Raw genomic sequence first — 25623 nt, 5'->3', positions numbered from 1 at the left:
GGGTCAGGCCTTCGCAGGGGCGGGCGCGACGTCCGCGACCTTCGCCTCCAGCTCGCGCGTGACCTTGCGCTCCACGAAGAAGGCGGCCGTCGGGACGGTCCCGGCGAGCAGTACCCACAGCTGCTTGCCGACCGGCCACTTCGCCTTGGAACCCAGGTCGAAGGCGAACACCAGGTACACGACGTACAGCCAGCCGTGCGCGATGCCCACCGCGCGCGTGAAGCCGTCGGCGCCGTCCAGATCGAGGACGTACTTGGCGATCACACCCAGGGTCAGCAGAACCAGCAGCACACCGGTGACGTAGGCCATGACGCGGTAGCGGGTCAGCACGCTCTTCTTCATGCCGTCGAGCGTAACCGCCCGTTCCGGCAGATCTTGGGGCGGGTCACTCCTCGTCGAAGTCCTGCGCCGCGACCCGCAGCGGCCGCAGCATCGCGAAGATCTCCCCGCACTCCTCCGCGTCGTACACCCCGAGCCCGAAGTCCATCGCCATCAGGTCGCGGGTGGCCGCCTCCACGACCTCGCGGCCCTTGTCGGTGATGGAGGCGAGGGTGCCGCGGCCGTCGTTGGGGTTGGGGCGCTTGGCGACCAGACCGGACCTGACCAGGCGGTCGACGGTGTTCGTCACCGACGTGGGGTGCACCTGGAGCCGCTCGCCGATCTTCGACATGGTCAGCTCGCCCTCCTTGGAGAAGGTGAGCAGCACCAGCGCCTCGTAGCGGGCGAACGTCAGCCCGTACGGCTTGACCACCGAGTCGACCTCGGCGAGGAGGATCTGGTGCGCCCGCATGATCGAGGTGATCGCGGCCATGGACGGCACGCTGCCCCAGCGCTGCTTCCAGAGCTCGTCGGCGCGGGCGATGGGATCGAAGGGAAGACTGAGCGGCTTCGGCACGAAATCAGACCCTACCCGCCGGTCATATCCTGGTCAGCCCCGTCTCGGCTTTCGGTCCGCCGTGCTGCGGGGCGTCCCGGGGCGTACTCCTCGGCCGGCCGCCCCACGTGGTGAGGGCCCGGCTTCGGGGCGGTCCGCCGCGCCTCCCGCGCCAGCGCCGCGCAGCACGCCGTGCCCAGTACGCCCGCGCCGGTGACCGCCCCCGCCACGCCCACGGCCTCCGCCGCCACGCCCGCCAGGGCCATGCCGAGGCCCTGGGACGTCATCATCCCGGCGGTGAGCAGCGTCATGGCCCGTCCGCGCAGTTCCTCGGGCACGTCCCGGACGATCCACTGGTCCAGGCCCAGGGTGTACGCCGATCCGGCCCCGGCGAGCAGCAGCAGGAGGAGGGAGACGGGGAGTCCGGGGTGCAGGGCGTAACCGAGGTAGGGCAGGAGGGTGAGGCAGACGAGGGGGAGGGTGACGCGTTCGCGGGCGGCGGGGCGCAGACGGGCGCCCGCGAGGAGTTCGCCGGCGACCGTGCCGACGGGCAGCGCGCACATCAGCACGCCCAGGCCGACGGAGCCGGTGCCGAGGTCGTCGGCGTAGGGGGCCGCGAGCGCCTCGGGGGCGACCGCGAACATCGGCGGGATCCAGAACAGGAGCAGCAGGACCCGTACCCGCCGGTCCGCGAGGACCTGTCCGGCTCCCTGGAGGGAGTCGCGCACCAGGGTTGTGCCGGCTCCGGCGCGGGCGGGGCGGCGGCGGGTGCCCAGGCGCAGGACGGCGGCGGAACCCACGAAGGTGGTGACCGTGACGAGCAGGGCGTGGCGCGGGGTCACGGCGGCGAGGAGCAGGCCGCCGAGGCCGTAGCCGGCCAGGAGCGCGCTCTGGGAGACGATCCGCAGCAGGGAGCGGCCGAGGACGAACAGGTCGCCGTCGCCGAGGATGTCGGCGAGCGTGGCCATCCTGGTGCCCGCGAACACCGGCGAGACGACCGCGAGGCCGCAGCGCAGGGCGAGCAGGACGGCCAGGGGGGTGCCCGGCAGTGCCATCGGTGCGACGCACAGCGCGCACACCAGGTCGCAGGCCACCAGCACACGCCGGGCGGGGAAGCGGTCGGCGACGCCCGAGAGGAGGGTGCCGCCGACGACGTACGGCAGGAAACCCAGGGCGAAGGCCAGCGCGCTCATCAGCGGGGAGCCGGTGAGGTCGTAGACGAGGACGGACAGGGAGATCTCGGCGACGACCACGCCCAGCAGGGAGAGCGCGTGGGCGGCGAAGACGGCGCGGAACTCGGGGACGGCGAGGACGCGCGCGTACCCCGCGGAGCCCGCGGGCGTGACGACGTGTGACATGGGCAGCAGCGTGCTCGGGGGCGGGCGGGCGGCCTAGAGTTTCGGCTGCTGCCGAATGTCCTGGCGCTTCTTGGTGACAGGAGGGAGGGGAGCCGTGCCGTCGCGTCTGCACTTCGGGGAGGACGACTTCCTGCGCTGCCGCTTCGCCGTGTCCCCGCTGTGGGAGACGCAGGAGGTGGTGCGGATGCTCAAGCGCCCCGAGCGGCAGGGCTATCACGCGCGCTGGCTGCGCCGCAGGGGTGAGGCGGCGGCCGGCCTTGACCTCACGGACCTGTGGCTGCTGATGCCGTACCCGGGGTACTGCCCGGACTGGCTGTGCCCGCCGCCGATCGGTCCGGCCGCCGGGTTCGAGGAGGAGCTCGCGGCGGTGCGGGCGAGCGACCCGGAGTCGGCCCGCGCCGAGACGGCCCGGTCGCTCGCCGACACCCCGGGGGCGCTCGACTCCCCGCAGGGGCGCCGGTGGCTGCGGGATCCGGCGCGGATGGTCCGGGAGCTGGCGGACGCCCTGGAGGAGGTCTGGCACACCCTCCTCGCGCCCGACTGGCCCCGGCTGCGCACCCTGCTGGAGGCCGATGTCGCCTTCCACTCCCGGCGGCTGGCCGAGGTCGGGCTCGGCGGACTGCTGCCGGAGATCAGCCGGCGGTTCGACTGGCGGGCCGGGACGCTGACCGTCGAGCTCCGGGTCGAGCACGAGCGGCAGCTGGGCGGGCAGGGCCTGGTGATGGTGCCGAGCGTGTTCATCTGGCCGGACGTCGTCAGCTCCTACGAGCCTCCCTGGCAGCCGACGCTCGCCTATCCGGCGCGGGGCATCGGCGGCCTGTGGGCGGACCCCGCGGGGCGGGCGCCGGAGGTTCTCGTACGACTCCTCGGGCGGGGCCGGGCCGCCGTGCTGGCCGCGCTCGACGAACCCGCCACCACCAGCGCCCTCGCCCACCGGCTGGGGCTCGCCCCCTCGTCCGTCTCCGCCCATCTGACCCTCCTGCGCGACGCCGGACTGCTCACCGCGCGGCGCTACGGCCATCAGGTCCTGTACGAGCGGACCCCGCTGGCGCTGGCACTGCTGACGGGGGGTCAGTAGAGGCTGCGCAGACCCAGGACGTCTCCCTTGCCGAGGGTGCGGGCGGTGGTCGAGCAGACGTACGAGTTCGCGTACATGGTGAGGTTCTCGTGCCCGTCGCCCGAGTGGCCGAGGCCGAAGACATGGCCGGCCTCGTGGGTGGCGACGCTGCGGAGGTCGTAGGCGTTGTCGCAGGTGCCGGTGGGGTGGTCGGTGAAGGTGTAGTCGTGGATGTTGAAGCGGACGTCGGCCTCCATCAGTGCGTCCGGGCGGCCGGCGACCGGGCGGCTCCAGGAGCAGGTGGTGGCGACGGCGTCGCTGCTGAGGTCGCCGGCGTCCCAGACGCTGAGCCCGTCGCGGGCGGTGCAGCGGGCCTCCTGGTCGATGCCCGCCTCGTGGCCGGTGCCGGACAGGAACCTCGCCCGCGCCCTGATCGTGTCGTCGAGCCCGCAGTCGTTGCGGCCCTTGACGATGGCGGTGATGGCGTCCTCGAAGGCCCGGCGGACCTGGACGCGCGGCAGGTTGCCCGGCTGGGGGCCGTCGCCGACGAACCACTCGTACGTGCCGTACTCCTTGCGGTCGGCGGTGGTGTAGGCCGTGTCGGCGCAGGGGGCGGGGGCGTCGGCGCGGTTGCCGGGCGTCCTGGGGCGCGTGTCGTCGGCGGCGGCTTCATATGCGTAGGACACCGTGCCGTCGTCGGCGACCGTCAGGGTGAAGCCTTGGTGGGAGCCGTTCGCCGTGAGGGCGTCGACGCCGACCTTCGTGCCGGGCTCGGGGACGGTGAGGCCTGCGCCGGCGTGGGTGACGACGCGTCCGACCGCGCGGCAGTGGGTCACGGAGGTCCCGGCGGGCAGGTCCTCGACGGTCAGCTCGCCCGGCGCGAGCACGCACGCGTGCCGACCGGAACCCTCCGCACGCGCGTGTGCCGCGGACCCGGGTTCCGGGTGCGCCAGCAACGCCAGGGACGCCATCAGCAGGACGGCTGCCGAACAACGGCTCATCACACAGGACTTGATCGACACCGGGAGAGATTAGCCAACCCCCGGCGGCTCGAAACCCGCCCCCGGTCGCCCGATTGAGCGACCGCTCAAACGGGTGTACCGTCCCTTCCGAGGCGTTTGAGCGACCGCTCAAACCCTGGACGGACCTGGGGAATTCGCATGGGACTCCATGGAGAGGCGGGTGGCGAGGCGGGCGTCTGCGCCGGCCTCGGCGGCGTCCGGACCCCGGCCCAGGGACCCTTCCGGCGGCAACGGCGGGGCTCATGTTTCACCCGGATCGACCATCTGCCGCTCCTCCGCCCGCTGCGCAGCTGGGCGACGGCCTGGTCCCGCGACCGGCTGAGGGTGTGTCAGGAGCGGGGCATCACCCCGCAGCGGGCACTGGTCAACTGGCTGGCGGAGATCGCCGTACGCGCGGGTGTCGTCGCGTTCGCCGTCACCGGCTTCGGCCTGGAGTCGGGCCTGCGGCTCTTCGGGCCGTTCGCGGCGTCGCTCGCGTATCTGTGCCCGCTGCTGCTGAGCGTCGCGGTGTGCGTGGCACTGTTCAAGGCGCCCCTGGCCGGGACACCGGCGGCCCGCCGTGTTCCACGCGCCCCGGAGGGCCGGCGATGACCGGCCCGGACCAGAAGGACCCGCGATGACCGCCCTCGACACCAGGACCAGACTCCTGGAGGGCACCCTGCGCACGCTCACCGAGCAGGGCATCGCCAGGACGTCCGCGCGGACGGTGGCGGCGGCGGCCGGGGTCAACCAGGCGCTGGTCTTCTACCACTTCGGCTCGGTGGACGAACTGCTCGCGGCGGCCTGCCGGTACGGGGCGGAGCGCACGGTGTCGCGCTACCGCCCGCGCTTCGCCGCCGTCACCTCACTCACCGAGCTGCTCGCCCTGGGCCGGGAGATCCACGAGCAGGAGCGGGTCGGCGGGCATGTCGCGCTGCTCGGCCAGTTGCTGGCCGGCGCCCAGACCCACGCGGCGCTGGGCCCGGCCGCGGCGGCGGGCCTCGACCTGTGGATCGCGGAGATCGAACAGGTCCTCGACCGCGTCCTGACGGGCACGCCCTTCGGCGAGTTCACCGACCCGCCGGGGCTGGCCCGCGCGGTGGCGGCGTCCTTCGTGGGCATCGAGCTGTACGAGGGGGTCGACGCGTCCGGGGCCACAGCCGCGCTGGACGCCCTGGAGCGGCTGGGCCTGCTGGTCGCGGCCGTCGAGGAACTCGGGCCGGTGGCGCAGCGGGCGGTCCGCCAGTACCTGCGCCGGGCCTCGGGCCGCAGCTGAGCATCCATGCGTTCAGCGGGACCCGTACACCTATGAGCTCAGGTACCGCTCCACCGTCTCCACCTTCGAGGTGAGACCGTCGGTCACACCCGGGCGGATGTCCGCCTTGAGGACCAGGGAGACCCGCGGGGCGCGGGCCTCGACGGCGGCGACGGCGCGCCTGACGACATCCATGACCTCGTCCCACTCGCCCTCGACCGAGGTGAACATCGCGTCGGTGCGGTGGGGCAGGCCGGACTCGCGGACCACCCGGACGGCGTCGGCGACGTACTCCCCGACGTCCTCGCCCACGCCGAGCGGCGTGACGGAGAAGGCGACGATCACGCGTTCACGACCCCTTCCTTGCGGGCGCGGGAGGCGATCACCGCGGCCTCGGCCTCCCGGCGCAGCTTGCGCTCGGCGAAGAAGCCGCCGGTCGGCAGGACGGAGAGGACGAAGTAGAGGGCGCCGGTCTTCAGGGGCCACTTGGTGCGGTTCCAGGCGTCGGCCCAGAAGAGCACGTACAGGATGAACAGCACTCCGTGGACCATGCCCATCACGGGTACCGCGTTGAAGTCCGTGGTCCGCTTCAGCACCGAGCAGACGAGCAGCAGCAGGAAGGAGACGGCCTCGGGGGCGGAGACCAGGCGGAGGCGGCGGAGGGCGGATGCGGTCTTGAGGTCCACGGGTCACCTTCGGGGGGTTGGGACGAGCCGGCCGTTTGTGAACGATCGTTTGTGAACGCGAGCACAAGGGTTCGCCCATTGTGGCAAACGGCGGCCCTAGGGGTGCGCTCAGGGTCGTTGTCCACCTACGGGTGCTGTTCGGGGCGGGTGTCGGCCGGTTACCTTCTGTCGCGTGGCGATGTTCCGACTGCAAGGCAGCAAGGTCCTCGCCGTCGACATGACCGGCGACGCCGTGAAGGCGAAGAACGGCTCGATGGTCGCGTACGACGGACAGATGGCCTTCAAGAAGCTCAGTGGCGGCGGTGAGGGGATCCGGGGAATGGTGACCCGGCGGCTCACCGGCGAGCAGATGACCGTGATGGAGGTGAGGGGACAGGGCACGTGCTGGTTCGCCGACCGCGCCTCCGAGATCAATCTCGTGAGTCTCCAGGGGGACAAACTGTTCGTGGAGTCGAGCAATCTGCTCGCGACGGACTCGGGACTGCGGACCGGGACCAGCTTCACCGGCCTGCGCGGGGCCACCCAGGGCAACGGTCTGTTCACGACGACCGTCGAGGGTCACGGCCAGGCGGCGATCACCTCGGACGGTCCGGCCGTGGTGCTGCGGGTCAGCCCCCAGTACCCGCTGACCGTGGACCCGGGCGCGTACATCGCCCACCAGGGCAACGTCCGGCAGTCCTTCCAGTCGGGTGTGACCTTCCGCACGTTCATGGGTGAGGGCGGCGGCGAGGCCTTCCAGATCCGGTTCGAGGGGGACGGCCTGGTGTACGTCCAGCCGAGTGAGCGGAACACGATCGCGGGGGATGTGTGACATGCCCTTCCGTGAGATCAACTCCAAGATGGTCGAGGCGACCGTCGTACCGGGACAGCGCCTCTTCAGTCAGCGCGGCGCGATGCTCGCCTACCGCGGCGAGGTGTCCTTCACGCCCAATACGCAGGGCGGCCAGGGCGGTGTGATGTCCATGATCGGGCGGCGGCTGGCCAACGAGGACACGCCCCTGATGACGGTCGAGGGCAGCGGCACGGTCCTGTTCGGGCACGGCGGCCACCACGTCCAGGTCATCCAGCTCACCGGCGAGACCCTGTACGTGGAGGCGGACCGGCTGCTCGCCTTCGAGGGCACCCTCCAGCAGGGCACGATGTTCCTGGGCTCACAGGGCGGGGTCATGGGCATGGTCCGCGGCCAGATCAGCGGCCAGGGCCTGTTCACCACCACACTGAAGGGCCACGGGGCGGTCGCGGTGATGGCCCACGGCGGGGTCTTCGAGATCCCGATCACCCCGCAGCGCCCCGTCCATGTCGACCCGCAGGCCTACGTCGCCCACCACGGCGATGTGCGCAACAAGCTGTCGACCGCGCTGGGCTGGCGGGACATGGTGGGCCGGGGCTCCGGCGAGGGGTTCCAGCTGGAGCTCAGCGGCAGCGGTGCGGTGTTCGTCCAGGCGTCGGAGGAGAAGCTGTGAGCGGGTACGGAACCCCTGGCGGTCCCACGGTCTTCGACCCGATGACCCTCCCGGTCGACGACAACGTCAACAAGTACACCTTCTGCGTGGAGCTCAAGGGGAGCCAGTGGTTCCTACAGAAGGGGAAGATGATCGCCTACTACGGCTCGATCGACTTCAACGGCATCGGGCACGGCCGGCTGGACCGTCTGGTCCGCACGTCGTTCCATTCGCCTCTGCACGCGAGCGACTGGGTGGTGGCCGAGGGCTCGGGCAAGATGCTCCTCGCCGACCGGGCCTTCGATGTGAACTCGTACGACCTGGACAACGGGAATCTGACCATTCGCTCGGGCAATCTGCTCGCTTTTGAGCCAAGTCTGTCGCTCAAGCAGTCGATCGTGCCGGGATTTCTCACGTTGATCGGAACCGGGAAGTTCGTGGCCGCATCCAACGGGCCGGTGGTGTTCATGGAACCTCCCATCCGGGTGGATCCCCAGGCACTCGTCGGCTGGGCCGACTGCCCCTCCCCGTGCCATCACTACGACCACGGGTACATGACGGGCCTCATGGGCGGTCTACGTGCACTGACGGGCCTCGGCGGGGCATCCGGCGAGGAGCACCAGTTCGAGTTCGTGGGCGCCGGCACGGTGCTGCTGCAGTCCTCCGAGGTCCTCATGGCCGAACAGGCCACGGGGGCCGTTCCCCATGAGCCGGGAGTACCCGGCGGGGGTGGAATGCCCGGCACGCCGGGTGGGCATGGTGGACAGAGCGGGGTACCGCGCCTTCCCGGACAGCTGGGAGACCTCCAGCGTCGCTTCGGGCTGTGAGCGGTAGTCTGCGGAGTGTGACCTCGAACGCGTGCGCACCGTCACATAACCCTCGCTAGTTCGCCTTTCAACATTTTAGGTAGACTTCATTCATGGAGACCGAAACGGCCACGCGCTGGCTGACCGATGCGGAGCAGTGCGCCTGGCGCACCCACCTGGAGGTCAACAGGCTGTTGACGTACCAGCTTGAAAAGGATCTCCAGCCGTTCGGCCTGACGATGAACGACTACGAGATCCTGGTGAACCTCTCCGAGTCCGAGGACGTCCGGATGCGGATGAGCGACCTCGCGTCCGCCACCCTCCAGTCCAAGAGCCGTCTCTCGCACCAGATCACCCGGATGGAGAACGCGAACCTGGTGCGCCGTGAGAACTGCGAGTCCGACCGTCGGGGGCTCTACGCGGTGCTGACCGAGCACGGCATGGAGACGATGATGAAGGTCGCGCCCCATCATGTGGCATCCGTGCGGCGACACTTCATCGACCTCCTGGACCCCGAGGCCCTCACCGACCTCAGCGCGTCCCTGAAGCCCATCGCGGAGCACCTGCGCGGGCACCGGGGACGCCCGTAACCATCAGCGGACGACCGGCAGGCGGAACTCGAACAGGGCTCCGCCCGCCGGTGTCTCCCGGACCGTGAGCGTGCCACCGTGCCGGACGGCCACGTCACGGGCGATGGCCAGGCCCAGCCCGGCCCCGCCTCCGTCCCGGCTGCGGGCCGCGTCGAGCCGTACGAACCGCTCGAAGACGCGCTCCCGGTCCGCCTCGGGCACGCCCTCCCCGTCATCCGCGACCCCCACGACCAGCCACTCCCCCTCCCGCCGCACGGTCACCTCCACCGCCGAGCGGGCGTGCCGCTGGGCGTTGTCCAGCAGGTTGGCCAGCACCCGCCCCAGTTGCCCCCGCGATCCGGCCACTTCCCCGGGCCCGGCGGGCGGGGTCACGGTCACGCCCGCCCGCCCGGCCGCCTCCTCGCGCACCAGCGCCGCCAGGCCGATCCGCGTGCCCGGGGCCGGGCCCTCCCCCGCGTCCAGACGCGCGAGCAGCAGCAGATCGGCGGCGAGCCGCTGGAGCCGTACGGTGTCCTCGACCGCGCCCGGCACGTCCAGCAGCTCGGGATGGGCGACGCCCACCTCCAGTTGGGTGCGCAGGGAGGCGATGGGGCTGCGCAGTTCGTGGGAGGCGTCGGCGACGAACCGGCGCTGGCGTTCCACGGAGGTCTCCAGCGCGGCCAGGGTCTCGTTCGTGGTGCGGGCCAGCCGGGCGATCTCGTCATGGGTGTCCGGCTCGGGCACCCGGCGGGCGAGATCGGTGGAGGCGGTGATGGCGGCCATCTCCCGCCGGATCCCCTCGACCGGCCGCAGCGCCCGCCGGGTGACCCGCCAGGTCACACCCGCGACGACGGCGAGCAGCAGCGGGAAGCCGATCAGCATGACGGTGAGCGCGGTGCCCACGGCGCTCTGCTCGGCCTCCAGGGGCGCTCCGGCGTACACGGTGAGCAGGCCCTTCTCCGGGTCCCGGACCACGACGGCGGCGACCCGGTAGTCGGCCGTCTCACCGTCGACCGTCGCGGAGCCGCCGCCGTAGCGGGCCTCGTCGTCGATCTCGCCGGGATCGAGATCCTCCCCGGAGTCCCCGGAGTCCCCGGAGTCCCCGGCGTCCCGGGAGTCCCCGGCGTCCCGGGAGTCCCCGGCGTCCTCGGAGTCCTCGCCGGAGTCCGCGTCCGGCGTGCTGATCCGCTCCAGATCCTCGCTCGCCGCGACCGTCGTGCCCCGCGCGTCGACGATCCGCACCGGCCGCTCGTCGTCGTCCATCGAGGAGAGGTCCTCGTAGGGCGTCCCGACGGCGAGCTGGGCGGCGACGTCCCGCGCCGAACGCTCCGCCCGGGCATCCGCCTGACCGGTCAGGCTGGAGCGCAGGGAGAGCAGCACGGCCGTGCCTGCGGCGAGGAGGGCCACGGCGACGACGAGGGTGGCGCCGAGCGTCGCCCGGGCCCGCACGGAACCGAGCCGGCGTCTCACCGCCCCGCCTCCAGTCGGTACCCGGCGCCCCGCACGGTGCGGATCAGCCCCGCGCCCAGCTTGCGGCGCAGGGTGCTGACGTACACCTCGACGATGTTGGGGTCGCCGTCGTAGGCGAAGTCCCAGACGTGGTCGAGGATCTCGGCCTTCGACACCACCTCGCCCACCCGCAGGACGAGCTGTTCCAGGACGGCGAACTCCTTGGCGGTGAGTGTCACCTCGTCGTCCCGCAGGAAGACCCGCCTCGTGGCGGTGTCGACCCGCAGTTCCCCGAGGGTGTGCACGGGCGAGGCCCCGGCCCCCTGGCCGCGTCTGCGCAGCAGCGCCTTGATCCGGGCGACGAGGACGACGTACGAGAACGGCTTGGTGAGGTAGTCGTCGGCGCCCGTGTCCAGGCCCTCCGCCTCGTCGTACTCGCCGTCCTTGGCGGTGAGCATGAGGATCGGGACCTCGTTGCCCGCGGCGCGCAGGGTGGAACAGACGCGGTAGCCGTTCATGCCGGGCAGCATGATGTCGAGGATCAGCAGGTCGTACGGCGACTCGCCCGCCCTGTGCAGGCCCTCCAGGCCGTCATGGACGACGTCCACGGCGTACCCCTCGGCGGTCAGGCCCTTGGCCAGGGACAGGGCAAGGCGTTTCTCGTCCTCGACGATCAGCAGACGCATGGACACCAGGGTGCCAAACCGAACCTGAAGCGATCTTCAGGTGGCTTCAGCCTGCCTTCAGCTCCGCTCCGGCAGCGTGGTCCACGTCGAAAGCGACAGACCCCGAACCGGGAGGAACTCTCATGAAGCGCAAGCTCGTCACCGCCGCCGTCGCCGCGACCGTCCTGATCGGCGGGGGTGCGGCCGTCGCCTTCGCGGACGGCGAGGCGCGCACCGGCGCGACGCAGGTACGGTCCGCGGACACCGAGACCGGCGCCGGCGCCGGGGCGCAGGTGACCGCCGCTCAGCCGGCCTCCGCCGCCGAGATCATCGCGACCGCGCTGAAGCACACCCCGGGCACCGCCGTCGGCGCCGACCGGGAGGACGACGGCGACGACGCGGGCAGGTGGCACGTGGACGTCGTCAAGGGCGACGGCACCGCGTACACGGTCACCGTCTCCCCGGACACCGGCAAGGTCGTCGGCGCCCACCGCGACACGGACGACGACGGCGACGACACCGCCGACGGCCGCGAGGACCTCGCCGCGCTGAAGGGCACGAGCGTGGACGCCCGAGAGGCCGCGCTGGCCGTCGCCGCCAAGGGCGCGGTGACCGGCGTCGACCTGGACGACGAGCGCCGCACCACCGTCTGGAGCGTGGACACCGCGCGGGGCGGCGAGTGGACGGTCGACGCCCGCACGGGCAAGGTCACACAGGACCTGGACGACTGATCGGCCTGACGCGGTCGGCGTCGGGCGAGGGGTACGACATCGCTCGTACCCCTCGTGGCCGTCCCCGCTCCGCGCCGGGCCCTCCCGGCGACGGCCGCCGCCGTCAGCAGCACCGCCACCCCCGTCGCGCCGAAGCACAGCCCCACCGACAGTCGGCCGGCCAGGGCGCCGGCCGCCGCCGTGCCCGTCGTGGAACCCGCGTTGACGGCCGTGTTGACCCAGGCCCCGGCGCGTACCCGGGCCGCCGGGACCGCGGTCTCGTCGGCCATCAGGTAGGCGGTGGTGATGGCGGGCGAGACGAAGAAGCCGGCCGCCGCGCAGGCGAGGGCGAGCGTCCCGAGGTTCGGGGCCAGTCCCGCCCCGCACACGGCCAGGCCGAGCCCCGCCGTCAGCAGCGGCAGCCGTGCTCCGGCCGGCGCCCGCCAGTCGAGGGCGCCGTTGAGCAGTCCGCCGACGGCGCTGCCCGCGGACAGAGCGGCCATGACCCACGCGACGCCCGATCCGTCGTACCCGCGCCGCTCACTGAACGCCACGACCAGCAGCGCGACCGCGCCCAGGGCAAGCCCAACGCCCCCGACAGCAACCACCGGCCGCCCAAGCCCCCGCAGCCCGCCCACCTCGCGCCGCCGGGGCGCCCGCAACCCACCCTTGCCCAGCCGCCAGAACCCGCCCAGCCCACCACCCTCGCGCCGGAGCCCACCCGGGCCACCCCACTCACGCCGCAGCCCGCCCAGCCCACGTCCGTCCCGCCGCCAGAACCCCCACAGTCCGCGTCCGTCCCGCCGCCAGGGCCCCCACAGGCCACCCCCGTCCCGCCGCCAGGGCCCGCGCAGCCCACCACCCGTGCGGCGCAGCCCGACCAGGCCACCCCCGTCCCGCCGCCAGAACCCGCGCAGCCCACCATCCTCGCGCCGGAGCCCACCCGGGCTGCCTCCCTCGCGCCGCAGGCCGCCCGGGCCACCCCCCTCGCGCCGCCCCAGCCCCCGCGGGCCCCCTCGCTCTCGCCGCGCGCCGGCGGGCTTGCCCGGTGTTGCCTCTCGGATCGCCGGGGAGGACACGAAGCCGGTGACGCCCGTGGTCATGAGTGCCGCTCCCAGGACGATGCCGGCGGTCGGCGGTGCGAAGCCGATGAGGGTGCCGACCAGGAGGGGGCCGGTGACGAAGAGCAGTTCCTCGGCGACGCCGTCGAGGCTGTAGGCGCGCTGGAGGAGTGACCGGTCCGGGGCGATCCTCCCCCACACCGCCCGCATGGTCGGCCCCAGCGGTGGCGCACAGGCGCCGGCGGCTCCGGCGAGCGCACCCATCGCCGGGGCCGCCGGGAGCGCCGGGGCCGCGAGGGCGGCGGCCAGGAGGAGGAGAAAGGCGACGTGCGCGACCGTCAGCGGGACGAGCGCACGGCGCGGACCGTACCGGTCGACGAGGGCCGCGCGGGCGGGCGACAGGAAGACGGCGGCGCCGCCGAACAGCGCCATCACGGTGCCGGCCACCATGTACGAGCCGGTGGCGCGGGTCACGGCGAGCGTCACGGACAGCGGGACGATCCCGTAGGCCAGCCGGCCGACCAGGGCGGCGGCGAAGGTGCGGGAGGCATGCGGAAGGCGCAGGACGCGGGCATACGAAAGCGACGTACCCGGAGAAGGCATGGGTGAGTTCCTCGAAAGGGAGGCGTGAGACGGACACCTGGGAGCCGTGGCGGCTCGGGGTGCGCTCTACGCACAGCTGAGGAACATGCCGGTCAACTTACCAGCGTGGGGCGCGAGTCAGCGGCCGGTCAGGCCCGCCACCAGTTCGTCCGCCGCGCGGTAGGGGTCCAGTTCGCCGCTCACGATGCGTTCCGCGAGGGCGTCGAGGCGGCGGTCGCCGTGGAGGTCGCCGATGCGTTCGCGCAGGGCGGTGACGGCGATGGCCTCGACCTCGTGGGCGGCGCGGGCGCGACGGCGTTCCGTCAGCACTCCCCTCTTCTCCATCCACGCGCGGTGTTTGTCCAGCGCGGCCACGACCTCGTCGATGCCCTCGGCCCGCGAGGCGACCGTCTTGACGATCGGGGGGCGCCAGTCGCCGGGGCCCCGGGACTCGCCCAGGCCCAGCATGTGGTTGAGCTCGCGGGCGGTGGCGTCGGCGCCGTCGCGGTCGGCCTTGTTGACGACGTACACGTCGCCGATCTCCAGGATGCCCGCCTTGGCGGCCTGGATGCCGTCGCCCATGCCGGGGGCCAGGAGGACGACGGACGTGTCCGCCTGGGAGGCGATCTCGACCTCCGACTGGCCGACGCCGACCGTCTCCACCAGGATCACGTCGCAGCCCGCCGCGTCCAGGACCCGGATCGCCTGGGGGGCGGACCGGGCGAGGCCGCCGAGGTGGCCCCGGGTGGCCATGGAGCGGATGTAGACGCCGGGGTCGGAGGCGTGCTCCGACATCCGGACGCGGTCGCCGAGCAGGGCGCCGCCGGAGAAGGGGGAGGACGGGTCGACGGCCAGGACGCCGACCCGTCTGCCCTGTTTGCGGTATGCCGTCACCAGCGCCGATGTCGACGTGGACTTGCCGACGCCCGGTGAACCCGTCAGGCCCACCACATACGCGTTGCCGGTGAGCGGGGCCAGGGCCGCCATGACCTCCCTGAGCTGCGGGGACGCCCCCTCCACCAGGGAGATCAGACGGGCCACCGCCCGTGGCCCGCCTTCCCTGGCCCGGGCGACCAGCGAGGAGACGTCCTGCATCACAGCTCCGATCAGGCGAACGGCGTACGGGAACCTACGGCTCAGGCCTTCGGCACGCGCACGATCAGCGCGTCGCCCTGGCCGCCGCCGCCGCACAGGGCCGCCGCGCCGACACCGCCGCCACGGCGCTTGAGCTCAAGCGCCAGGTGCAGGACGAGGCGGGCGCCGGACATGCCGATCGGGTGGCCGAGGGCGATCGCGCCGCCGTTGACGTTCACCTTTTCCGTGGACACGCCGAGGTCGTTCATTGACTGGACGGCGACGGCGGCGAAGGCCTCGTTGATCTCGATCAGGTCGAGGTCGGCGACCCCCAGCCCCTCCTTCTTCAGGGCGTGCAGGATCGCGTTGGACGGCTGGGACTGGAGGGAGTTGTCCGGCCCGGCCACATTGCCGTGGGCGCCGATCTCGGCGATCCACTCCAGGCCCAGCTCCTGCGCCCTGGCCTTGCTCATGACGACGACCGCGGCGGCGCCGTCGGAGATCTGCGAGGAGGAGCCGGCGGTGATCGTGCCGTCCCGGGTGAACGCGGGGCGGAGTTTACCCAGGGACTCCGCGGTGGTGTCGGCGCGGATGCCCTCGTCCTTGCTGAAGACGACCGGCTCGCCCTTGCGCTGCGGGATCTCGACCGGGGTGATCTCCGCCTCGAAGATCCCGTTCTTCTGCGCGGCGGCGGCGCGCTGGTGGGACAGGGCGGCCACCTCGTCCTGCGGCTCGCGGGCGATGCCCAGGCGGGTGTTGTGCTTCTCGGTCGACTCGCCCATGGCGATGTTCTCGAAGGCGTCGGTGAGACCGTCGTACGCCATCGCGTCGAGCATCTCGATCGCGCCGTACTTGAAGCCCTCGCGGGACTTCGGCAGCAGGTGCGGGGCGTTGGTCATGGACTCCTGGCCGCCGGCCACCACCACGTCGAACTCGCCGGCGCGGATCAGCTGGTCGGCGAGGGCGATGGCGTCGAGGCCGGAGAGGCACACCTTGTTGATGGTGAGCGCCGGGACGTTCATCGGGATGCCGGCCTTCACGGCCGCCTGGCGGGCCGGGATCTGGCCCGCGCCGGCCTGGAGCACCTGGCCCATGATCACGTACTGCACCTGGTCACCGCCGATCCCGGCGCGGTCGAGGGCGGCCTTGATCGCGAAGCCGCCGAGGTCGGCTCCGGAGAAGGACTTCAGCGAGCCCAGCAGCCGTCCCATGGGCGTCCGCGCGCCCGCGACGATCACCGAGGTCACGCCATTCGAGTCAGTCGATCCAGTCATGAGCTGCGATTCCCCTTACCGGCCCGCACAGGCCGAGGAGTGAACGAGGGTTTACGTCGAATGTACTGACCGGTACTGGGACCCGTCATCGCCCCTTCGGTGTGATCGCGCGCACGTTGCGTAACCATCCGAGTCGCGCTGCACTGGCTCCATGCTGACGCGAATCGACCACATCGGGATCGCCTGCCACGACCTCGACACGACTGTCGAGTTCTACCGGGCCACCTACGGCTTCGAGGTGTACCACTCGGAGGTCAACGAGGAGCAGGGCGTGCGCGAGGCCATGCTCAAGATCAACGATACGTCGGACGGCGGCGCCTCGTACCTCCAGCTCCTGGAGCCGACGCGCCCGGACTCGGCCGTCGGGAAGTGGCTCGAGAAGAACGGTGAGGGCGTCCATCACATCGCCTTCGGCACGGCGGACGTGGACGAGGACGCCGCGGACATTCGGGGCAAGGGCGTACGCGTTCTGTACGAAGAGCCGCGACGCGGCTCCATGGGGTCACGAATCACGTTCCTGCACCCCAAGGATTGTCACGGTGTACTGACAGAACTGGTCACTTCGGCACCAGTTGAGTCACCTGAGCACTGACCCTCGTACATATGGGCCGGTAGGGTTGGGGCCGGTCGTCGCTCTTGCCAGGGCGGCCGGTCCTGCTGCCTTGGACGGCGGGACCATTCCGGGGTCCGGGTTTCGGGGGACGAGCGTCGGGGCAGCAGCCCATGCTCCGTCGTTGATCTGACACCATTCCCCGGGGGCCCCGTTCGGCGGATGGACGGAGCTCGTTCGGAAAGCTTGCGACCAGGGACGGATGGGACCGCGCAGTGCGGGGCTACGAGAGCCAGGAGCGGGAGCCGGCGGCTGACGTCGACCACCTGACTCGGTTCGAAGCCGAGATGAAGCGGCTGAAGACCGAGCGGGAAAAGGCGATCCAGCATGCCGAGGACCTCGGCTACCAGGTCGAGGTGCTGCGCGCCAAGTTGCACGAGGCGCGCCGCACACTCATGTCCCGGCCGTCCTTCGACGGCGGCGACCTCGGGTACCAGGCCGAGCAGATGCTGCGTAACGCGCAGATGCAGGCCGACCAGCTGCGCCAGGACGCCGAGCGCGAGCTGAGCCAGGTGCGGGCGCAGACCCAGCGCATCCTCCAGGAGCACGCCGAGCAGGCGGCCCGCCTCCAGGCGGAGCTGCACCAGGAGGCGGTCTCCCGCCGGCAGCAGCTGGACCAGGAGCTCGCCGAGCGGCGGCAGACCGTCGAGGCGCACGTCAACGAGAACGTCGCGTGGGCCGAGCAGCTGCGCGCCCGCAGCGAGGCGCAGGCCCGCCGGCTGATGGAGGAGTCCCGCGCCGAGGCCGAGCAGTCCCTGGCGGCGGCCCGCGCGGAGGCCGAACGGGTGGCCGCCGAGGCCCGCCAGCGCCTCCAGGCCGACGCGGAGACGGCCCGGACGGAGACCGAGCAGCTGCTGCTGCGCGCCCGCACGGACGCCGAGCGGATGCTGAACGCGGCGTCCACACAGGCCCAGGAGGCCAACGAGCACGCCGAGGCGCTGCGCAGCTCCACGGTGAACGAGTCCGACTCGGCCCGCCGTCAGGCCGGCGAGCTGAGCCGCGCCGCCGAGCAGCGCATGGCCGACGCGGACGACGCGCTGCGCAAGGCGCAGTCCGAGGCGGAGAAGGTGCTCGCCGAGGCGAAGGCGCAGGCCGAGAAGGCCCTCGCGAGCGCCGAGTCGGCCAACGAGCAGCGCACCCGTACGGCGAAGGAGCAGGTCGCCCGGCTGGTCACCGAGGCCACCAAGGAGGCCGAGACCACCAAGTCGGACGCCGACCAGGTCGTCGCCGACGCCCGCGCCGAGGCCGAGAAGATCGTCGCGGAGGCCTCCGAGAAGGCCCGTACGATCACCGCCGAGGAGAGCGCGACCCAGCTGTCGAAGGCGGCCAAGACCGCCGAGGACGTCCTGAACAGGGCGCAGGAGGACGCGCAGAACACCACGAAGGCCGCCGCCGAGGAGGCCGAGCGGATCCGTCGTGAGGCCGAGACCGAGGCGGACCGGCTGCGGGCCGAGGCGCACGACATCGCCGAGCAGCTCAAGGGCTCGGCGAAGGACGACACCAAGGAGTACCGGGCCAAGACGGTCGAGCTCCAGGAGGAGGCCCGCCGGCTGCGCGGCGAGGCCGAGCAGCTGCGCGCCGACGCGGTCGGCGAGGGCGAGAAGATCCGCGCGGAGGCCCGCAGGGAGGCCGTCCAGCAGATCGAGGAGGCGGCCCGGTCCGCCGAGGAGCTGCTGTCCAAGGCGAAGGCCGACGCGGACGACCTGCGCCAGAAGGCGACGTCGGACAGCGAGAAGGTCCGCACCGAGGCCATCGAGCGGGCCACCACGCTGCGCCGGCAGGCCGAGGAGACCCTGGAGCGCACCCGCGCGGAGGCCGAGCGCCAGCGCGACGAGGCGGTGGAGCTCGCCGAGACCATCACCTCGGGCGCCGAGCGGGAAGCGCTCGAGCTGCGCGAGGAGACCGAGCGCGGGGTCGAGGCCCGGCGCGCGGAGGCCGCCGAGGAGCTGACCCGGCTGCACACCGAGGCGGAGTCCCGGCTCGCCTCCGCCGAGCAGGCGCTTCTCGACGCCCGGGAGGAGGCCGCGCGGATCCGCCGCGAGGTCGCCGAGGACACCGACCGGCTGCGGGCCGAGGCCGGCGACCGGATCCGTACGCTCCAGCAGCAGGCCGCCGACGAGGCCGACCGGCTGCGCACCGAGGCCGCCGCGGACGCCTCCGCGTCCCGGGCCGAGGGCGAGTCCGTCGCCGTACGGCTGCGGTCGGAGGCCGTCGCCGAGGCCGAGCGGCTGAAGAACGAGGCGCAGGACACCGCGGACCGGGTGCGCGCGGAGGCGCAGGCCGCCGCCGAGCGGCTGGCCACCGAGGCGTCCGAGACGCTGGCCGCCGCCCAGGAGGAGGCCGTCCGCCGGCGCCGTGAGGCCGAGGAGCTCCTCGGCTCCGCCCGGCAGGAGGCCGACCAGGAGCGGGAGCGGGCCCGCGAGCAGAGCGAGGAACTGCTGGCTTCCGCGCGTAAACGCGTGGAGGAGGCGCAGGCCGAGGCGGTCCGGCTGGTCGAGGAGGCCGACCGGCGTGCCGGCGAGATGGTGGGCGCCGCCGAACAGCACGCCCAGCAGGTACGGGACTCGGTGGCGGGGCTGCACGAGCAGGCCCAGGACGAGATCATCGGGCTGCGCTCGGCCGCCGAGCACGCGGCGGACCGTACCCGGCGGGAGGCCGAGGAGGAGTCCGGCCGGGTCCGCGCCGACGCCTACGCCGAGCGGGAGCGGGCCAGCGAGGACGCGGGCCGGATCCGGCGCGAGGCGAGCGAGGCGTCGCAGGCCGCGCAGGAGCTGGCCGAGCGGACCGTGGGCGACGCGATCGCGGAGGCGGAGCGGCTGCGCTCGGAGTCCTCGGCGTACGCCCAGCGGGTGCGCACCGAGGCCTCGGACGCGCTCGCCGAGGCCGATCAGGCCGCGTCGCGCACCCGGGCCGACGCCCGCGAGGACGCCAACCGCATCCGGTCGGACGCGGCGACCCAGGCGGACACCCTGATCACCGAGGCGCGCAACGAAGCCGAGCGGCTCCAGACGGAGACGATCGCCGAGGCGGAGCGGCTCCAGTCCGACACGGCCAGGGAGGCCGAGCGGGTGCGGGCCGAGTCGATCGCGAAGGCGGAGAAGCTGATCCAGGACGCCACCGGCGACGCGGAGCGGCTGCGCGCCGAGGCCGCCGACATGGTGGGCGCGGCGCAGCTGCACGCCGAGCGGATCCGTCACGAGTCCGAGCGGGTCAGGTCGGAGGCGGCGGCGGACGCCGACCGGATGCTGAGCGTGGCCCGCGACGAGGCCGACTCGGCGCTGGACGAGGCCCGCAAGGAGTCCAACAAACGGCGTTCGGAGGCGGCCGAGCAGGTCGACACCCTCATCACGGAGACCACGGCCGAGGTCGACAAGCTGCTCGTCGAGGCGCAGGAGCAGGCCCAGCAGACCACGGCGGAGGCGGAGCACCAGGCGGACTCCATGGTCGGCGCGGCCCGCAAGGAGGCCGACCGGCTGGTCTCCGAAGCGACCCGCGAGGGCAACTCCCGTGTGGAGAAGGCCCGTACGGACGCGGACGAGCTGCTCGTCGGCGCCCGCCGGGACGCGACGGCCATAAGGGAGCGGGCGGAGGAGCTGCGCGACCGTCTCACCGGCGAGATCGAGTCGCTGCACGAGCGGGCCCGCCGGGAGGCCGCCGAGACGATGAAGTCGACGGGCGACCGCTGCGACGCGCTCATCAAGGCGTCGGAGGAGCAGCTCGGCAAGGCGCAGGCCAAGGCGAAGGAGCTGGTGTCGGAGGCCAACTCCGAGGCGGGCAAGGTCCGGATCGCCGCGGTGAAGAAGGCGGAGGGGCTCCTCAAGGAGGCCGAGCTGAAGAAGGCGACGCTGATCAAGGAGGCCGAGGAGCTCAAGGCCGAGGCGATCCGCGAGGCCCGGCGCACGGTCGAGGAGGGCAAGCGGGAGCTGGAGGTCCTGGTGCGCCGGCGCGAGGACATCAACGCCGAGATCTCCCGGGTCCAGGACGTCCTGGAGGCGTTGGAGTCCTTCGAGGTCCCGTCGGGGAACAAGGACGGGGGCGTCAAGGCCGGTGCCAGCATCGGCGCCCCACGAACGGGTGGGAAGCCCTCGGAGGGCTAGCGGAAAGTGTGGATTGCGTTAAAGTCTGGAGACTTTGACTGTGTTTTTGGCTGTGTCTTCGGGCCTTCGGCTGTGTCTTTGGCAAGAGGTGCGGGGCCCAGCCACCCAAAAGGGGTGTCATTCTCCAGATCAAACACGCATACGCTCGATGACACACCGCTCCGGCCCCTAGGATTCCACCTATCACCTCACCGGTCTCATTCGACAGGAACCCCATGAGCGACACTTCCCCCTACGGCTTCGAGCTTGTGCGGCGTGGGTACGACCGCGCTCAGGTGGACGAACGCATCTCGAAGCTCGCCTCCGACCGTGACAGCGCTCTGGCTCGTATCACCGCTCTCGAGAAGCGCATCGAGGAGCTCCACCTCGAGACGCAGAACGCCCAGGCCCAGGTAAGCGACGCCGAGCCGTCGTACGCCGGTCTCGGCGCGCGTGTCGAGAAGATCCTCCGCCTCGCCGAGGAGGAGGCCAAGGATCTGCGCGAGGAGGCCCGTCGGGCGGCCGAGCAGCACCGTGAGCTCGCCGAGTCGGCGTCCCAGCAGGTGCGCAACGACGCAGAATCGTTCGCTGCGGAGCGCAAGGCCAAGGCCGAGGACGAGGGCGTCCGGATCGTCGAGAAGGCCAAGAGCGACGCGTCGCAGCTGCGCCAGGAGGCGCAGAAGGACGCGCAGTCGAAGCGCGAGGAGGCGGACGCCCTCTTCGAGGAGACCCGCGCCAAGGCCGCGCAGGCCGCCGCCGACTTCGAGACCAACCTGGCGAAGCGCCGCGAGCAGTCCGAGCGCGACCTGGCGTCCCGTCAGCAGAAGGCGGAGAAGCGCCTCGCGGAGATCGAGCACCGCGCGGAGCAGCTGCGCCTGGAGGCGGAGAAGCTGCGCACGGACGCCGAGCGCCGCGCCCGCCAGACGGTGGAGACCGCTCAGCGCCAGGCCGAGGACATCGTGGCCGACGCCAACGCCAAGGCCGACCGTATCCGTTCGGAATCGGAGCGCGAGCTGGCGGCCCTCACCAACCGCCGCGACAGCATCAACGCTCAGCTGACGAACGTGCGCGAGATGCTCGCCACGCTCACGGGTGCCGCGGTGGCCGCCGCCGGCGCGCCGGTCGCGGACGACGAGCCGATCTCCCGCGGGGTGCCGGCCCAGCAGTCCCGGTAACCAGCAGTCCCATTCACCAGTAGCGCGTTCACAGGCCCGCACCGCCCGCCGGGGGTGCGGGCCTGTGGCGTACCAGGGGCAGGAAGACGTCGTCGACGATCGCGGTCAACGTCCGGTCCTCGACCGGCTCGTGGGACAGCAGCATCTCGTAGCGCAGGAGGTCGGCGGGGAGGGTGACCACGCGCGCGGGGAGGTCCGCGGTGGGGATCTCGCCGCGTTTCGCCGCCCGCTCCAGGAGGGTCCGCAGAATGCCCTCCATGATCCCGAAGGTCGCCGGGTCCAGGTCGATCGCCTCCGCCAGCAGGCCGCGCAGCACGTCCGGGCCGATCTCCCGCTGGCGCTCCACCATCAGCCGCAGCACGGCCAGTACGTCCGTGTCCAGCCGCCCCGTGTCCGGCACCTGGTCGACGATCGTGCCGGTGCGGTGCGGAAGGGCGGCCTTGACCAGCTGGGCGCGGTTGGCCCAGCGCCGGTAGAGGACCTGCTTGCCGGTCCGGGCGCGGGCCGCGACGCCCTCCATCGTCAGCCGGGCGTAGCCGACCTCGGCGAGCTCGTCCCACACGGCGTCCAGGATGTCGCCCTCCAGGGCGGCGCCGCGCCGCCGGGTGTTCTCTCCGGGCACGGGCACGAACCACCTCCATAAGAGACCTTGCGTCTCTTGTTCGGTCCAGCCTATCGTGAGCCTTAGAGACGGAGCGTCTCCAAAGGGGGTTCCATGGCCACCACGAAGACCACCGAGCGCGCCGAACGCCTCGATCCCGCCGTCGTCAGGCTCGCCGTCGTGCTCGTCCTGGGCGCTCTCGCGCCGCTGCTCGACAGCACGATCGTCGCCGTCGCGATCCACACGCTCGGCCACGACCTGTCCGCCTCGACGGGGGCGGTGCAGTGGGTGAGTACGGCGTATCTGCTGGCCCTGGCGACGGTCGTGCCGGTGAGCGGCTGGGCCGTGGACCGCTTCGGCGCCCGGCGGGTCTGGCTGGGCGCGCTCGCCCTCTTCCTCGCCGGATCCATGCTGTGCGGGCTCGCCTGGGACATCGGCGCGCTGATCGCCTTCCGGGTGGTGCAGGGCGTGGGCGGCGGGATGCTGCTGCCCACGCTCCAGACCGTCGTCCTGCGGGCGACCGGCGGGCGGAACATCGGGCGGCTGATGGCCCCGGTCAGTCTGCCCGCGCTGGTCGGCCCGGTCTTCGGGCCGGTCCTCGGCGGGGTGATCGTCGGTCATCTCGGCTGGCGCTGGATCTTCTACGTCAACCTGCCGGTCTGTCTGCTCGCCCTCGCCCTGGCCTGGCGGACCGTCCCCCGGCAGGAGCCGCAGCCGGCCCGCCGCCTCGACGTCACCGGTCTGCTGCTGCTCTCCCCCGGCGTGGCCGCCCTGGTCTACGGCCTCGCCGAGGACGGTGTCCGACGGGCGGCGGCGGTCGGCGTGGGCGCCGTTCTCACCGCCGTCTTCGTGCGGCACGCGCTGCGGCGCTCCCGGGAGCCGCTGGTGGATCTGCGGCTGTTGCGCGACCGCTCGCTCGCCGCGTCCACGGCGCTGATGTTCCTGAGCGGCCTGACCCTCTTCGGCGGCATGTTCCTGCTGCCCCTCTACTACCAGCAGCAGCGCGGCGCGAGTGTGATGGCGGCCGGGCTGCTGCTGGCGCCCCAGGGGCTGGGCAGTGTGCTCGCCCGGGCGGCGGGACCGCTCGCCGACCGGCTGGGCCCGCGCCCCGTCGTCACGGGCGGGCTGCTGCTGACCGCGCTGGGCACCCTCCCCTTCGCCTTCGTCCACCCCGCCGCCGCACTGCTGCCGGCCGCGCTGGTGGTGCGCGGCCTGGGCATGAGCGCGGTCAACATCGCCGTCATGGTGGGCGCGTACACCGGGATCCCGGCCGCCCGTGTCCCGCACGCCAGTACCGTCGTACGGATCACGCAGCAGCTCGGCGGCTCCTTCGGCACCGCCGTGCTCGCCGCGATCCTGATCCACGGTCAGGGGGTCACCGCGTTCCCCCACGCGTTCGCCTGGGCGACGGCTTTGACGATTGTTGCCGTCGGTTTCGGACTCTGTTTGCCCGCCCGGGTGGCATCGGGCAGAGAGCGGTCATAGCGTGTCCGCATGATCGAGCTGGAAGGCCTGACGAAGCGGTACGGCGAGAAGGTCGCGGTCGACAACCTGACCTTCGCCGTCAGACCGGGCATCGTCACGGGCTTCCTCGGGCCCAACGGTGCCGGCAAGTCCACCACCATGCGGATGATGCTCGGCCTCGACCGGCCGACCTCCGGGGACGTCCGTATCGACGGCAAGCACTACGACCACCTCAAGGACCCCATCAAGTACATCGGTGCGCTCCTCGACGCCAAGGCCATGCACGGCGGGCGCAGCGCCTTCAACCACCTGCTGTGCCTGGCGCAGAGCAACGGCATCCCGCGTGCCCGGGTGCACGAGGTGCTCGACACCGTCGGCCTCACGGCGGTGGCGAAGAAGAAGGCCAAGGGGTTCTCGCTGGGCATGGGGCAGCGGCTCGGTATCGCGGGCGCGCTGCTCGGCGACCCCCGGATCCTGATGTTCGACGAGCCGGTCAACGGGCTGGACCCCGAGGGCATCCACTGGATCCGCAATCTGATGAAGTCGCTTGCGGCGCAGGGCCGGACGGTGTTCGTCTCGTCCCACCTGATGAGCGAGATGGCGCTGACCGCCGACCATCTGGTGGTCATCGGCCAGGGCCGGCTGCTGGCCGACACCTCGATGGCCGACTTCATCGCCGAGAACTCCCGGGCGTTCGTCCGGATCCGCACCCCGCAGCGCGAGCGGCTGCTCGACGTCCTGCACGAGGCCGGGATCACCGTCGTCGAGAGCGGCGGGACGCTGGAGGTGGACGGCGGCAAGTCCGAGCGGATCGGGGAGCTGGCCGCCCAGCACCACATCGTGCTGCACGAGCTGAGCCCCCAACAGGCCTCCCTGGAGGAGGCGTTCATGCAGCTGACGGCGGAGTCGGTGGAGTACCACGCGCATTCGGACGCGCCACCCGCCGAGCGGCAGCAGTGGGGCGACGACTGGACGAGGAAGGGCTGAACATGAGCGCGATCCAGGTCGTCCGGTCCGAGTGGACCAAGATCCGGTCGGTGGCGTCCACGGTGTGGACGCTGTCGCTGGCCGTGGTGGTCACCGTCGGGCTCGGCATGCTGATCTCGGCGCTGTCGAGCAACGAGTTCGACAACATGAGCGACAAGGACCGGCTGTCCTTCGACCCGACGTTCATCAGCTTCGCCGGGATGAGTCTCGGTCAGCTCGCGATGATCGTGTTCGGGGTGCTGGTGGTCTCCAACGAGTACAGCACCGGCATGATCCGCACCTCGCTGGCCGCCGTGCCGCAGCGCGGCGTCTTCCTGTTGAGCAAGATCGCGGTGGCCACCGGGCTGTGTCTCGCCGTCGGGCTCGTCACCAGCTTCGTCACGTTCTTCCTGGGGCAGGCGATGCTGGGCTCGCACCGGGCGGAGATCGGCGACCCGGGTGTGCTGCGGGCGGTCATCGGGGGCGGGGTCTACATGACCCTCATCGCCATGTTCTCCATGGGCGTGGCCGCGATGCTGCGCTCGCCGATGCTGTCCCTCGGCATCCTGATGCCGTTCTTCTTCCTGATCTCCAACATCCTGGGCAACGTCAGCGCGACGAAGAAGATCGGCCAGTATCTGCCCGACCAGGCCGGCAGCAAGATCATGCAGGTGGTGACCCCGGTCGACAACGACACCCCGTACGGTCCCTGGGGCGGACTCGCCATCATGGCGCTGTGGGTGCTGGCCGCGCTGGCGGGCGGGTATGCGCTGCTCAAGAAGCGTGACGCGTGAGGCTCGGAGGACGCGGCGCGTGAGGCTCGGGCCTTTACTTTGATTTGGGCGGAACCGTCAGCGCCTCGCTAAGC

25 protein-coding genes and 2 pseudogenes are annotated in these 25623 nt (G+C 72.1%); 14 read left to right on the top strand and 13 right to left on the bottom strand.

Going from position 1 to position 25623, the window contains the following annotated elements; translation table 11 throughout:
- Nucleotides 1–3: 3 nt before the first annotated feature.
- From ACFPIH_RS32435 to ACFPIH_RS32425, 3 genes are read right to left on the bottom strand one after another with little or no spacing between them, the layout of a single operon-like run.
- Nucleotides 4–342 carry a DUF3817 domain-containing protein gene (locus tag ACFPIH_RS32435; RefSeq protein ID WP_381180438.1) on the bottom strand — a complete coding sequence of 113 codons (339 nt, stop codon included), beginning with the start codon at nucleotides 340–342 and terminating at the stop codon, nucleotides 4–6.
- A gap of 43 nt (nucleotides 343–385) precedes the next feature.
- Complete coding sequence (locus tag ACFPIH_RS32430) at nucleotides 386–895, bottom strand: MarR family winged helix-turn-helix transcriptional regulator (RefSeq protein ID WP_381180439.1); 510 nt, start codon at nucleotides 893–895, stop codon at nucleotides 386–388.
- Nucleotides 896–906: 11 nt separating this feature from the next.
- Nucleotides 907–2232 (bottom strand): MFS transporter, encoded by a 1326-nt coding sequence (locus tag ACFPIH_RS32425; protein WP_381180441.1) that lies wholly within the window; start codon nucleotides 2230–2232, stop codon nucleotides 907–909.
- A 94-nt stretch (nucleotides 2233–2326) separates the two neighbouring features.
- On the opposite strand from ACFPIH_RS32425, the gene ACFPIH_RS32420 reads away from it, so the two are divergent.
- Nucleotides 2327–3310, top strand: coding sequence for an ArsR/SmtB family transcription factor (locus ACFPIH_RS32420; protein WP_381180443.1), 984 nt, complete (start codon nucleotides 2327–2329; stop codon nucleotides 3308–3310).
- Here the strand turns inward: ACFPIH_RS32420 and ACFPIH_RS32415 are convergent.
- Entirely contained in the window at nucleotides 3304–4311 is a 1008-nt protein-coding gene (locus tag ACFPIH_RS32415; RefSeq protein ID WP_381180445.1) for a matrixin family metalloprotease, read from the bottom strand. The genes ACFPIH_RS32420 and ACFPIH_RS32415 overlap by 7 nt on opposite strands.
- Before the next feature lie 138 nt (nucleotides 4312–4449).
- On the opposite strand from ACFPIH_RS32415, the gene ACFPIH_RS32410 reads away from it, so the two are divergent.
- The gene (locus ACFPIH_RS32410) at nucleotides 4450–4902 is read left to right on the top strand and encodes a hypothetical protein (RefSeq protein ID WP_381180446.1); all 453 of its coding nucleotides are present in this window, start codon (nucleotides 4450–4452) and stop codon (nucleotides 4900–4902) included.
- A 25-nt stretch (nucleotides 4903–4927) separates the two neighbouring features.
- Nucleotides 4928–5566: a TetR/AcrR family transcriptional regulator gene (locus ACFPIH_RS32405; RefSeq protein WP_381180447.1), complete on the top strand. Its 639-nt coding sequence runs from the start codon at nucleotides 4928–4930 to the stop codon at nucleotides 5564–5566.
- Between the two features lie 30 nt (nucleotides 5567–5596).
- Here the strand turns inward: ACFPIH_RS32405 and ACFPIH_RS32400 are convergent, their stop codons facing one another.
- On the bottom strand, nucleotides 5597–5890 hold the full coding sequence (locus ACFPIH_RS32400) for an MTH1187 family thiamine-binding protein (protein WP_381180449.1): 294 nt from the start codon (nucleotides 5888–5890) through the stop codon (nucleotides 5597–5599).
- A complete protein-coding gene (locus ACFPIH_RS32395; RefSeq protein WP_381180450.1) occupies nucleotides 5887–6231 on the bottom strand; it encodes a DUF3817 domain-containing protein in 345 nt (114 codons plus the stop codon). Before ACFPIH_RS32395 ends, ACFPIH_RS32400 begins: the two co-directional genes overlap by 4 nt.
- Nucleotides 6232–6409: 178 nt before the next feature.
- Between ACFPIH_RS32395 and ACFPIH_RS32390 the strand changes: the two genes are divergently transcribed.
- The 4 genes from ACFPIH_RS32390 (at nucleotide 6410) to ACFPIH_RS32375 (ending at nucleotide 9069) form a co-directional block, all read left to right on the top strand.
- The gene (locus ACFPIH_RS32390; protein WP_381180661.1) at nucleotides 6410–7042 is read left to right on the top strand and encodes an AIM24 family protein; all 633 of its coding nucleotides are present in this window, start codon (nucleotides 6410–6412) and stop codon (nucleotides 7040–7042) included.
- A gap of 1 nt (nucleotide 7043) precedes the next feature.
- A complete protein-coding gene (locus ACFPIH_RS32385) occupies nucleotides 7044–7694 on the top strand; it encodes an AIM24 family protein (RefSeq protein ID WP_381180452.1) in 651 nt (216 codons plus the stop codon).
- Entirely contained in the window at nucleotides 7691–8500 is an 810-nt protein-coding gene (locus ACFPIH_RS32380; protein WP_381180454.1) for an AIM24 family protein, read from the top strand. Before ACFPIH_RS32385 ends, ACFPIH_RS32380 begins: the two co-directional genes overlap by 4 nt.
- A gap of 92 nt (nucleotides 8501–8592) precedes the next feature.
- A complete protein-coding gene (locus ACFPIH_RS32375; RefSeq protein WP_381180456.1) occupies nucleotides 8593–9069 on the top strand; it encodes a MarR family winged helix-turn-helix transcriptional regulator in 477 nt (158 codons plus the stop codon).
- Nucleotides 9070–9072: 3 nt separating this feature from the next.
- On the opposite strand, the gene ACFPIH_RS32370 is transcribed toward ACFPIH_RS32375, so the two are convergent.
- Both ACFPIH_RS32370 and ACFPIH_RS32365 read right to left on the bottom strand, forming a co-directional pair.
- The gene (locus ACFPIH_RS32370; RefSeq protein ID WP_381180458.1) at nucleotides 9073–10518 is read right to left on the bottom strand and encodes a sensor histidine kinase; all 1446 of its coding nucleotides are present in this window, start codon (nucleotides 10516–10518) and stop codon (nucleotides 9073–9075) included.
- On the bottom strand, nucleotides 10515–11183 hold the full coding sequence (locus tag ACFPIH_RS32365) for a response regulator transcription factor (RefSeq protein ID WP_381180459.1): 669 nt from the start codon (nucleotides 11181–11183) through the stop codon (nucleotides 10515–10517). The genes ACFPIH_RS32370 and ACFPIH_RS32365 overlap by 4 nt, the downstream gene beginning before the upstream one ends.
- A gap of 122 nt (nucleotides 11184–11305) precedes the next feature.
- Between ACFPIH_RS32365 and ACFPIH_RS32360 the strand changes: the two genes are divergently transcribed.
- Nucleotides 11306–11893 (top strand): PepSY domain-containing protein, encoded by a 588-nt coding sequence (locus ACFPIH_RS32360; protein WP_381180460.1) that lies wholly within the window; start codon nucleotides 11306–11308, stop codon nucleotides 11891–11893.
- Nucleotides 11894–11949: 56 nt separating this feature from the next.
- Here ACFPIH_RS32360 and ACFPIH_RS56465 read toward each other — a convergent pair.
- From ACFPIH_RS56465 to ACFPIH_RS32340, 4 genes and pseudogenes are all read right to left on the bottom strand, one after another.
- A pseudogene (locus ACFPIH_RS56465) lies at nucleotides 11950–12450 on the bottom strand (MFS transporter); the annotation flags it as partial.
- 423 nt (nucleotides 12451–12873) lie between these two features.
- Nucleotides 12874–13536 (bottom strand): annotated as a pseudogene (locus tag ACFPIH_RS32350) (MFS transporter); the annotation flags it as partial.
- A 117-nt stretch (nucleotides 13537–13653) separates the two neighbouring features.
- Nucleotides 13654–14610: a methylmalonyl Co-A mutase-associated GTPase MeaB gene (gene meaB, locus ACFPIH_RS32345; RefSeq protein WP_381180461.1), complete on the bottom strand. Its 957-nt coding sequence runs from the start codon at nucleotides 14608–14610 to the stop codon at nucleotides 13654–13656.
- A 41-nt stretch (nucleotides 14611–14651) separates the two neighbouring features.
- Complete coding sequence (locus tag ACFPIH_RS32340) at nucleotides 14652–15863, bottom strand: acetyl-CoA C-acetyltransferase (protein WP_381180462.1); 1212 nt, start codon at nucleotides 15861–15863, stop codon at nucleotides 14652–14654.
- A gap of 151 nt (nucleotides 15864–16014) precedes the next feature.
- On the opposite strand from ACFPIH_RS32340, the gene mce reads away from it, so the two are divergent.
- The 3 genes from mce to ACFPIH_RS32325 all read left to right on the top strand — a co-directional run bounded on the left by mce (nucleotide 16015) and on the right by ACFPIH_RS32325 (nucleotide 21724).
- On the top strand, nucleotides 16015–16455 hold the full coding sequence (gene mce, locus ACFPIH_RS32335; RefSeq protein WP_381180463.1) for a methylmalonyl-CoA epimerase: 441 nt from the start codon (nucleotides 16015–16017) through the stop codon (nucleotides 16453–16455).
- A gap of 233 nt (nucleotides 16456–16688) precedes the next feature.
- The gene (scy, locus tag ACFPIH_RS32330) at nucleotides 16689–20570 is read left to right on the top strand and encodes a polarized growth protein Scy (protein WP_381180464.1); all 3882 of its coding nucleotides are present in this window, start codon (nucleotides 16689–16691) and stop codon (nucleotides 20568–20570) included.
- 215 nt (nucleotides 20571–20785) lie between these two features.
- Entirely contained in the window at nucleotides 20786–21724 is a 939-nt protein-coding gene (locus ACFPIH_RS32325; RefSeq protein ID WP_381180465.1) for a coiled-coil domain-containing protein, read from the top strand.
- A gap of 28 nt (nucleotides 21725–21752) precedes the next feature.
- Here the strand turns inward: ACFPIH_RS32325 and ACFPIH_RS32320 are convergent, their stop codons facing one another.
- On the bottom strand, nucleotides 21753–22352 hold the full coding sequence (locus ACFPIH_RS32320) for a TetR/AcrR family transcriptional regulator (protein ID WP_381180467.1): 600 nt from the start codon (nucleotides 22350–22352) through the stop codon (nucleotides 21753–21755).
- Nucleotides 22353–22439: 87 nt separating this feature from the next.
- On the opposite strand from ACFPIH_RS32320, the gene ACFPIH_RS32315 reads away from it, so the two are divergent.
- Genes ACFPIH_RS32315 through ACFPIH_RS32305 form a run of 3 tightly spaced genes read left to right on the top strand, consistent with a single transcriptional unit; the run spans nucleotide 22440 to nucleotide 25549 of the window.
- Nucleotides 22440–23810 (top strand): MDR family MFS transporter, encoded by a 1371-nt coding sequence (locus ACFPIH_RS32315; RefSeq protein ID WP_381180468.1) that lies wholly within the window; start codon nucleotides 22440–22442, stop codon nucleotides 23808–23810.
- A gap of 9 nt (nucleotides 23811–23819) precedes the next feature.
- Nucleotides 23820–24776, top strand: a complete 957-nt coding sequence (locus tag ACFPIH_RS32310; RefSeq protein ID WP_381180470.1) for an ABC transporter ATP-binding protein — start codon at nucleotides 23820–23822, stop codon at nucleotides 24774–24776.
- Between the two features lie 2 nt (nucleotides 24777–24778).
- Entirely contained in the window at nucleotides 24779–25549 is a 771-nt protein-coding gene (locus ACFPIH_RS32305) for an ABC transporter permease (RefSeq protein WP_381180472.1), read from the top strand.
- The last annotated feature ends 74 nt before the right edge of the window (nucleotides 25550–25623 follow it).

Source organism: Streptomyces vulcanius (assembly GCF_042653945.1).
GTDB classification, from domain to species: domain Bacteria; phylum Actinomycetota; class Actinomycetes; order Streptomycetales; family Streptomycetaceae; genus Streptomyces; species Streptomyces mangrovi.
This window is presented reverse-complemented; position numbering and strand designations above follow the sequence as displayed.

Bases quoted from the DNA above. Each gene is read 5' to 3' on its own strand.
- ACFPIH_RS32315 (WP_381180468.1), top strand. From the start codon at position 22,440: ATGGCCACCACGAAGACCACCGAGCGCGCCGAACGCCTCGATCCCGCC.
- ACFPIH_RS32305 (WP_381180472.1), top strand. From the start codon at position 24,779: ATGAGCGCGATCCAGGTCGTCCGGTCCGAGTGGACCAAGATCCGGTCG.
- ACFPIH_RS32365 (WP_381180459.1), bottom strand. From the start codon at position 11,183: ATGCGTCTGCTGATCGTCGAGGACGAGAAACGCCTTGCCCTGTCCCTG.
- mce (WP_381180463.1), top strand. From the start codon at position 16,015: ATGCTGACGCGAATCGACCACATCGGGATCGCCTGCCACGACCTCGAC.
- ACFPIH_RS32310 (WP_381180470.1), top strand. From the start codon at position 23,820: ATGATCGAGCTGGAAGGCCTGACGAAGCGGTACGGCGAGAAGGTCGCG.
- ACFPIH_RS32375 (WP_381180456.1), top strand. From the start codon at position 8,593: ATGGAGACCGAAACGGCCACGCGCTGGCTGACCGATGCGGAGCAGTGC.
- ACFPIH_RS32435 (WP_381180438.1), bottom strand. From the start codon at position 342: ATGAAGAAGAGCGTGCTGACCCGCTACCGCGTCATGGCCTACGTCACC.
- ACFPIH_RS32410 (WP_381180446.1), top strand. From the start codon at position 4,450: ATGGGACTCCATGGAGAGGCGGGTGGCGAGGCGGGCGTCTGCGCCGGC.
- ACFPIH_RS32405 (WP_381180447.1), top strand. From the start codon at position 4,928: ATGACCGCCCTCGACACCAGGACCAGACTCCTGGAGGGCACCCTGCGC.
- ACFPIH_RS32385 (WP_381180452.1), top strand. From the start codon at position 7,044: ATGCCCTTCCGTGAGATCAACTCCAAGATGGTCGAGGCGACCGTCGTA.
- ACFPIH_RS32360 (WP_381180460.1), top strand. From the start codon at position 11,306: ATGAAGCGCAAGCTCGTCACCGCCGCCGTCGCCGCGACCGTCCTGATC.
- meaB (WP_381180461.1), bottom strand. From the start codon at position 14,610: ATGCAGGACGTCTCCTCGCTGGTCGCCCGGGCCAGGGAAGGCGGGCCA.
- ACFPIH_RS32425 (WP_381180441.1), bottom strand. From the start codon at position 2,232: ATGTCACACGTCGTCACGCCCGCGGGCTCCGCGGGGTACGCGCGCGTC.
- ACFPIH_RS32325 (WP_381180465.1), top strand. From the start codon at position 20,786: ATGAGCGACACTTCCCCCTACGGCTTCGAGCTTGTGCGGCGTGGGTAC.
- ACFPIH_RS32340 (WP_381180462.1), bottom strand. From the start codon at position 15,863: ATGACTGGATCGACTGACTCGAATGGCGTGACCTCGGTGATCGTCGCG.
- ACFPIH_RS32390 (WP_381180661.1), top strand. From the start codon at position 6,410: ATGTTCCGACTGCAAGGCAGCAAGGTCCTCGCCGTCGACATGACCGGC.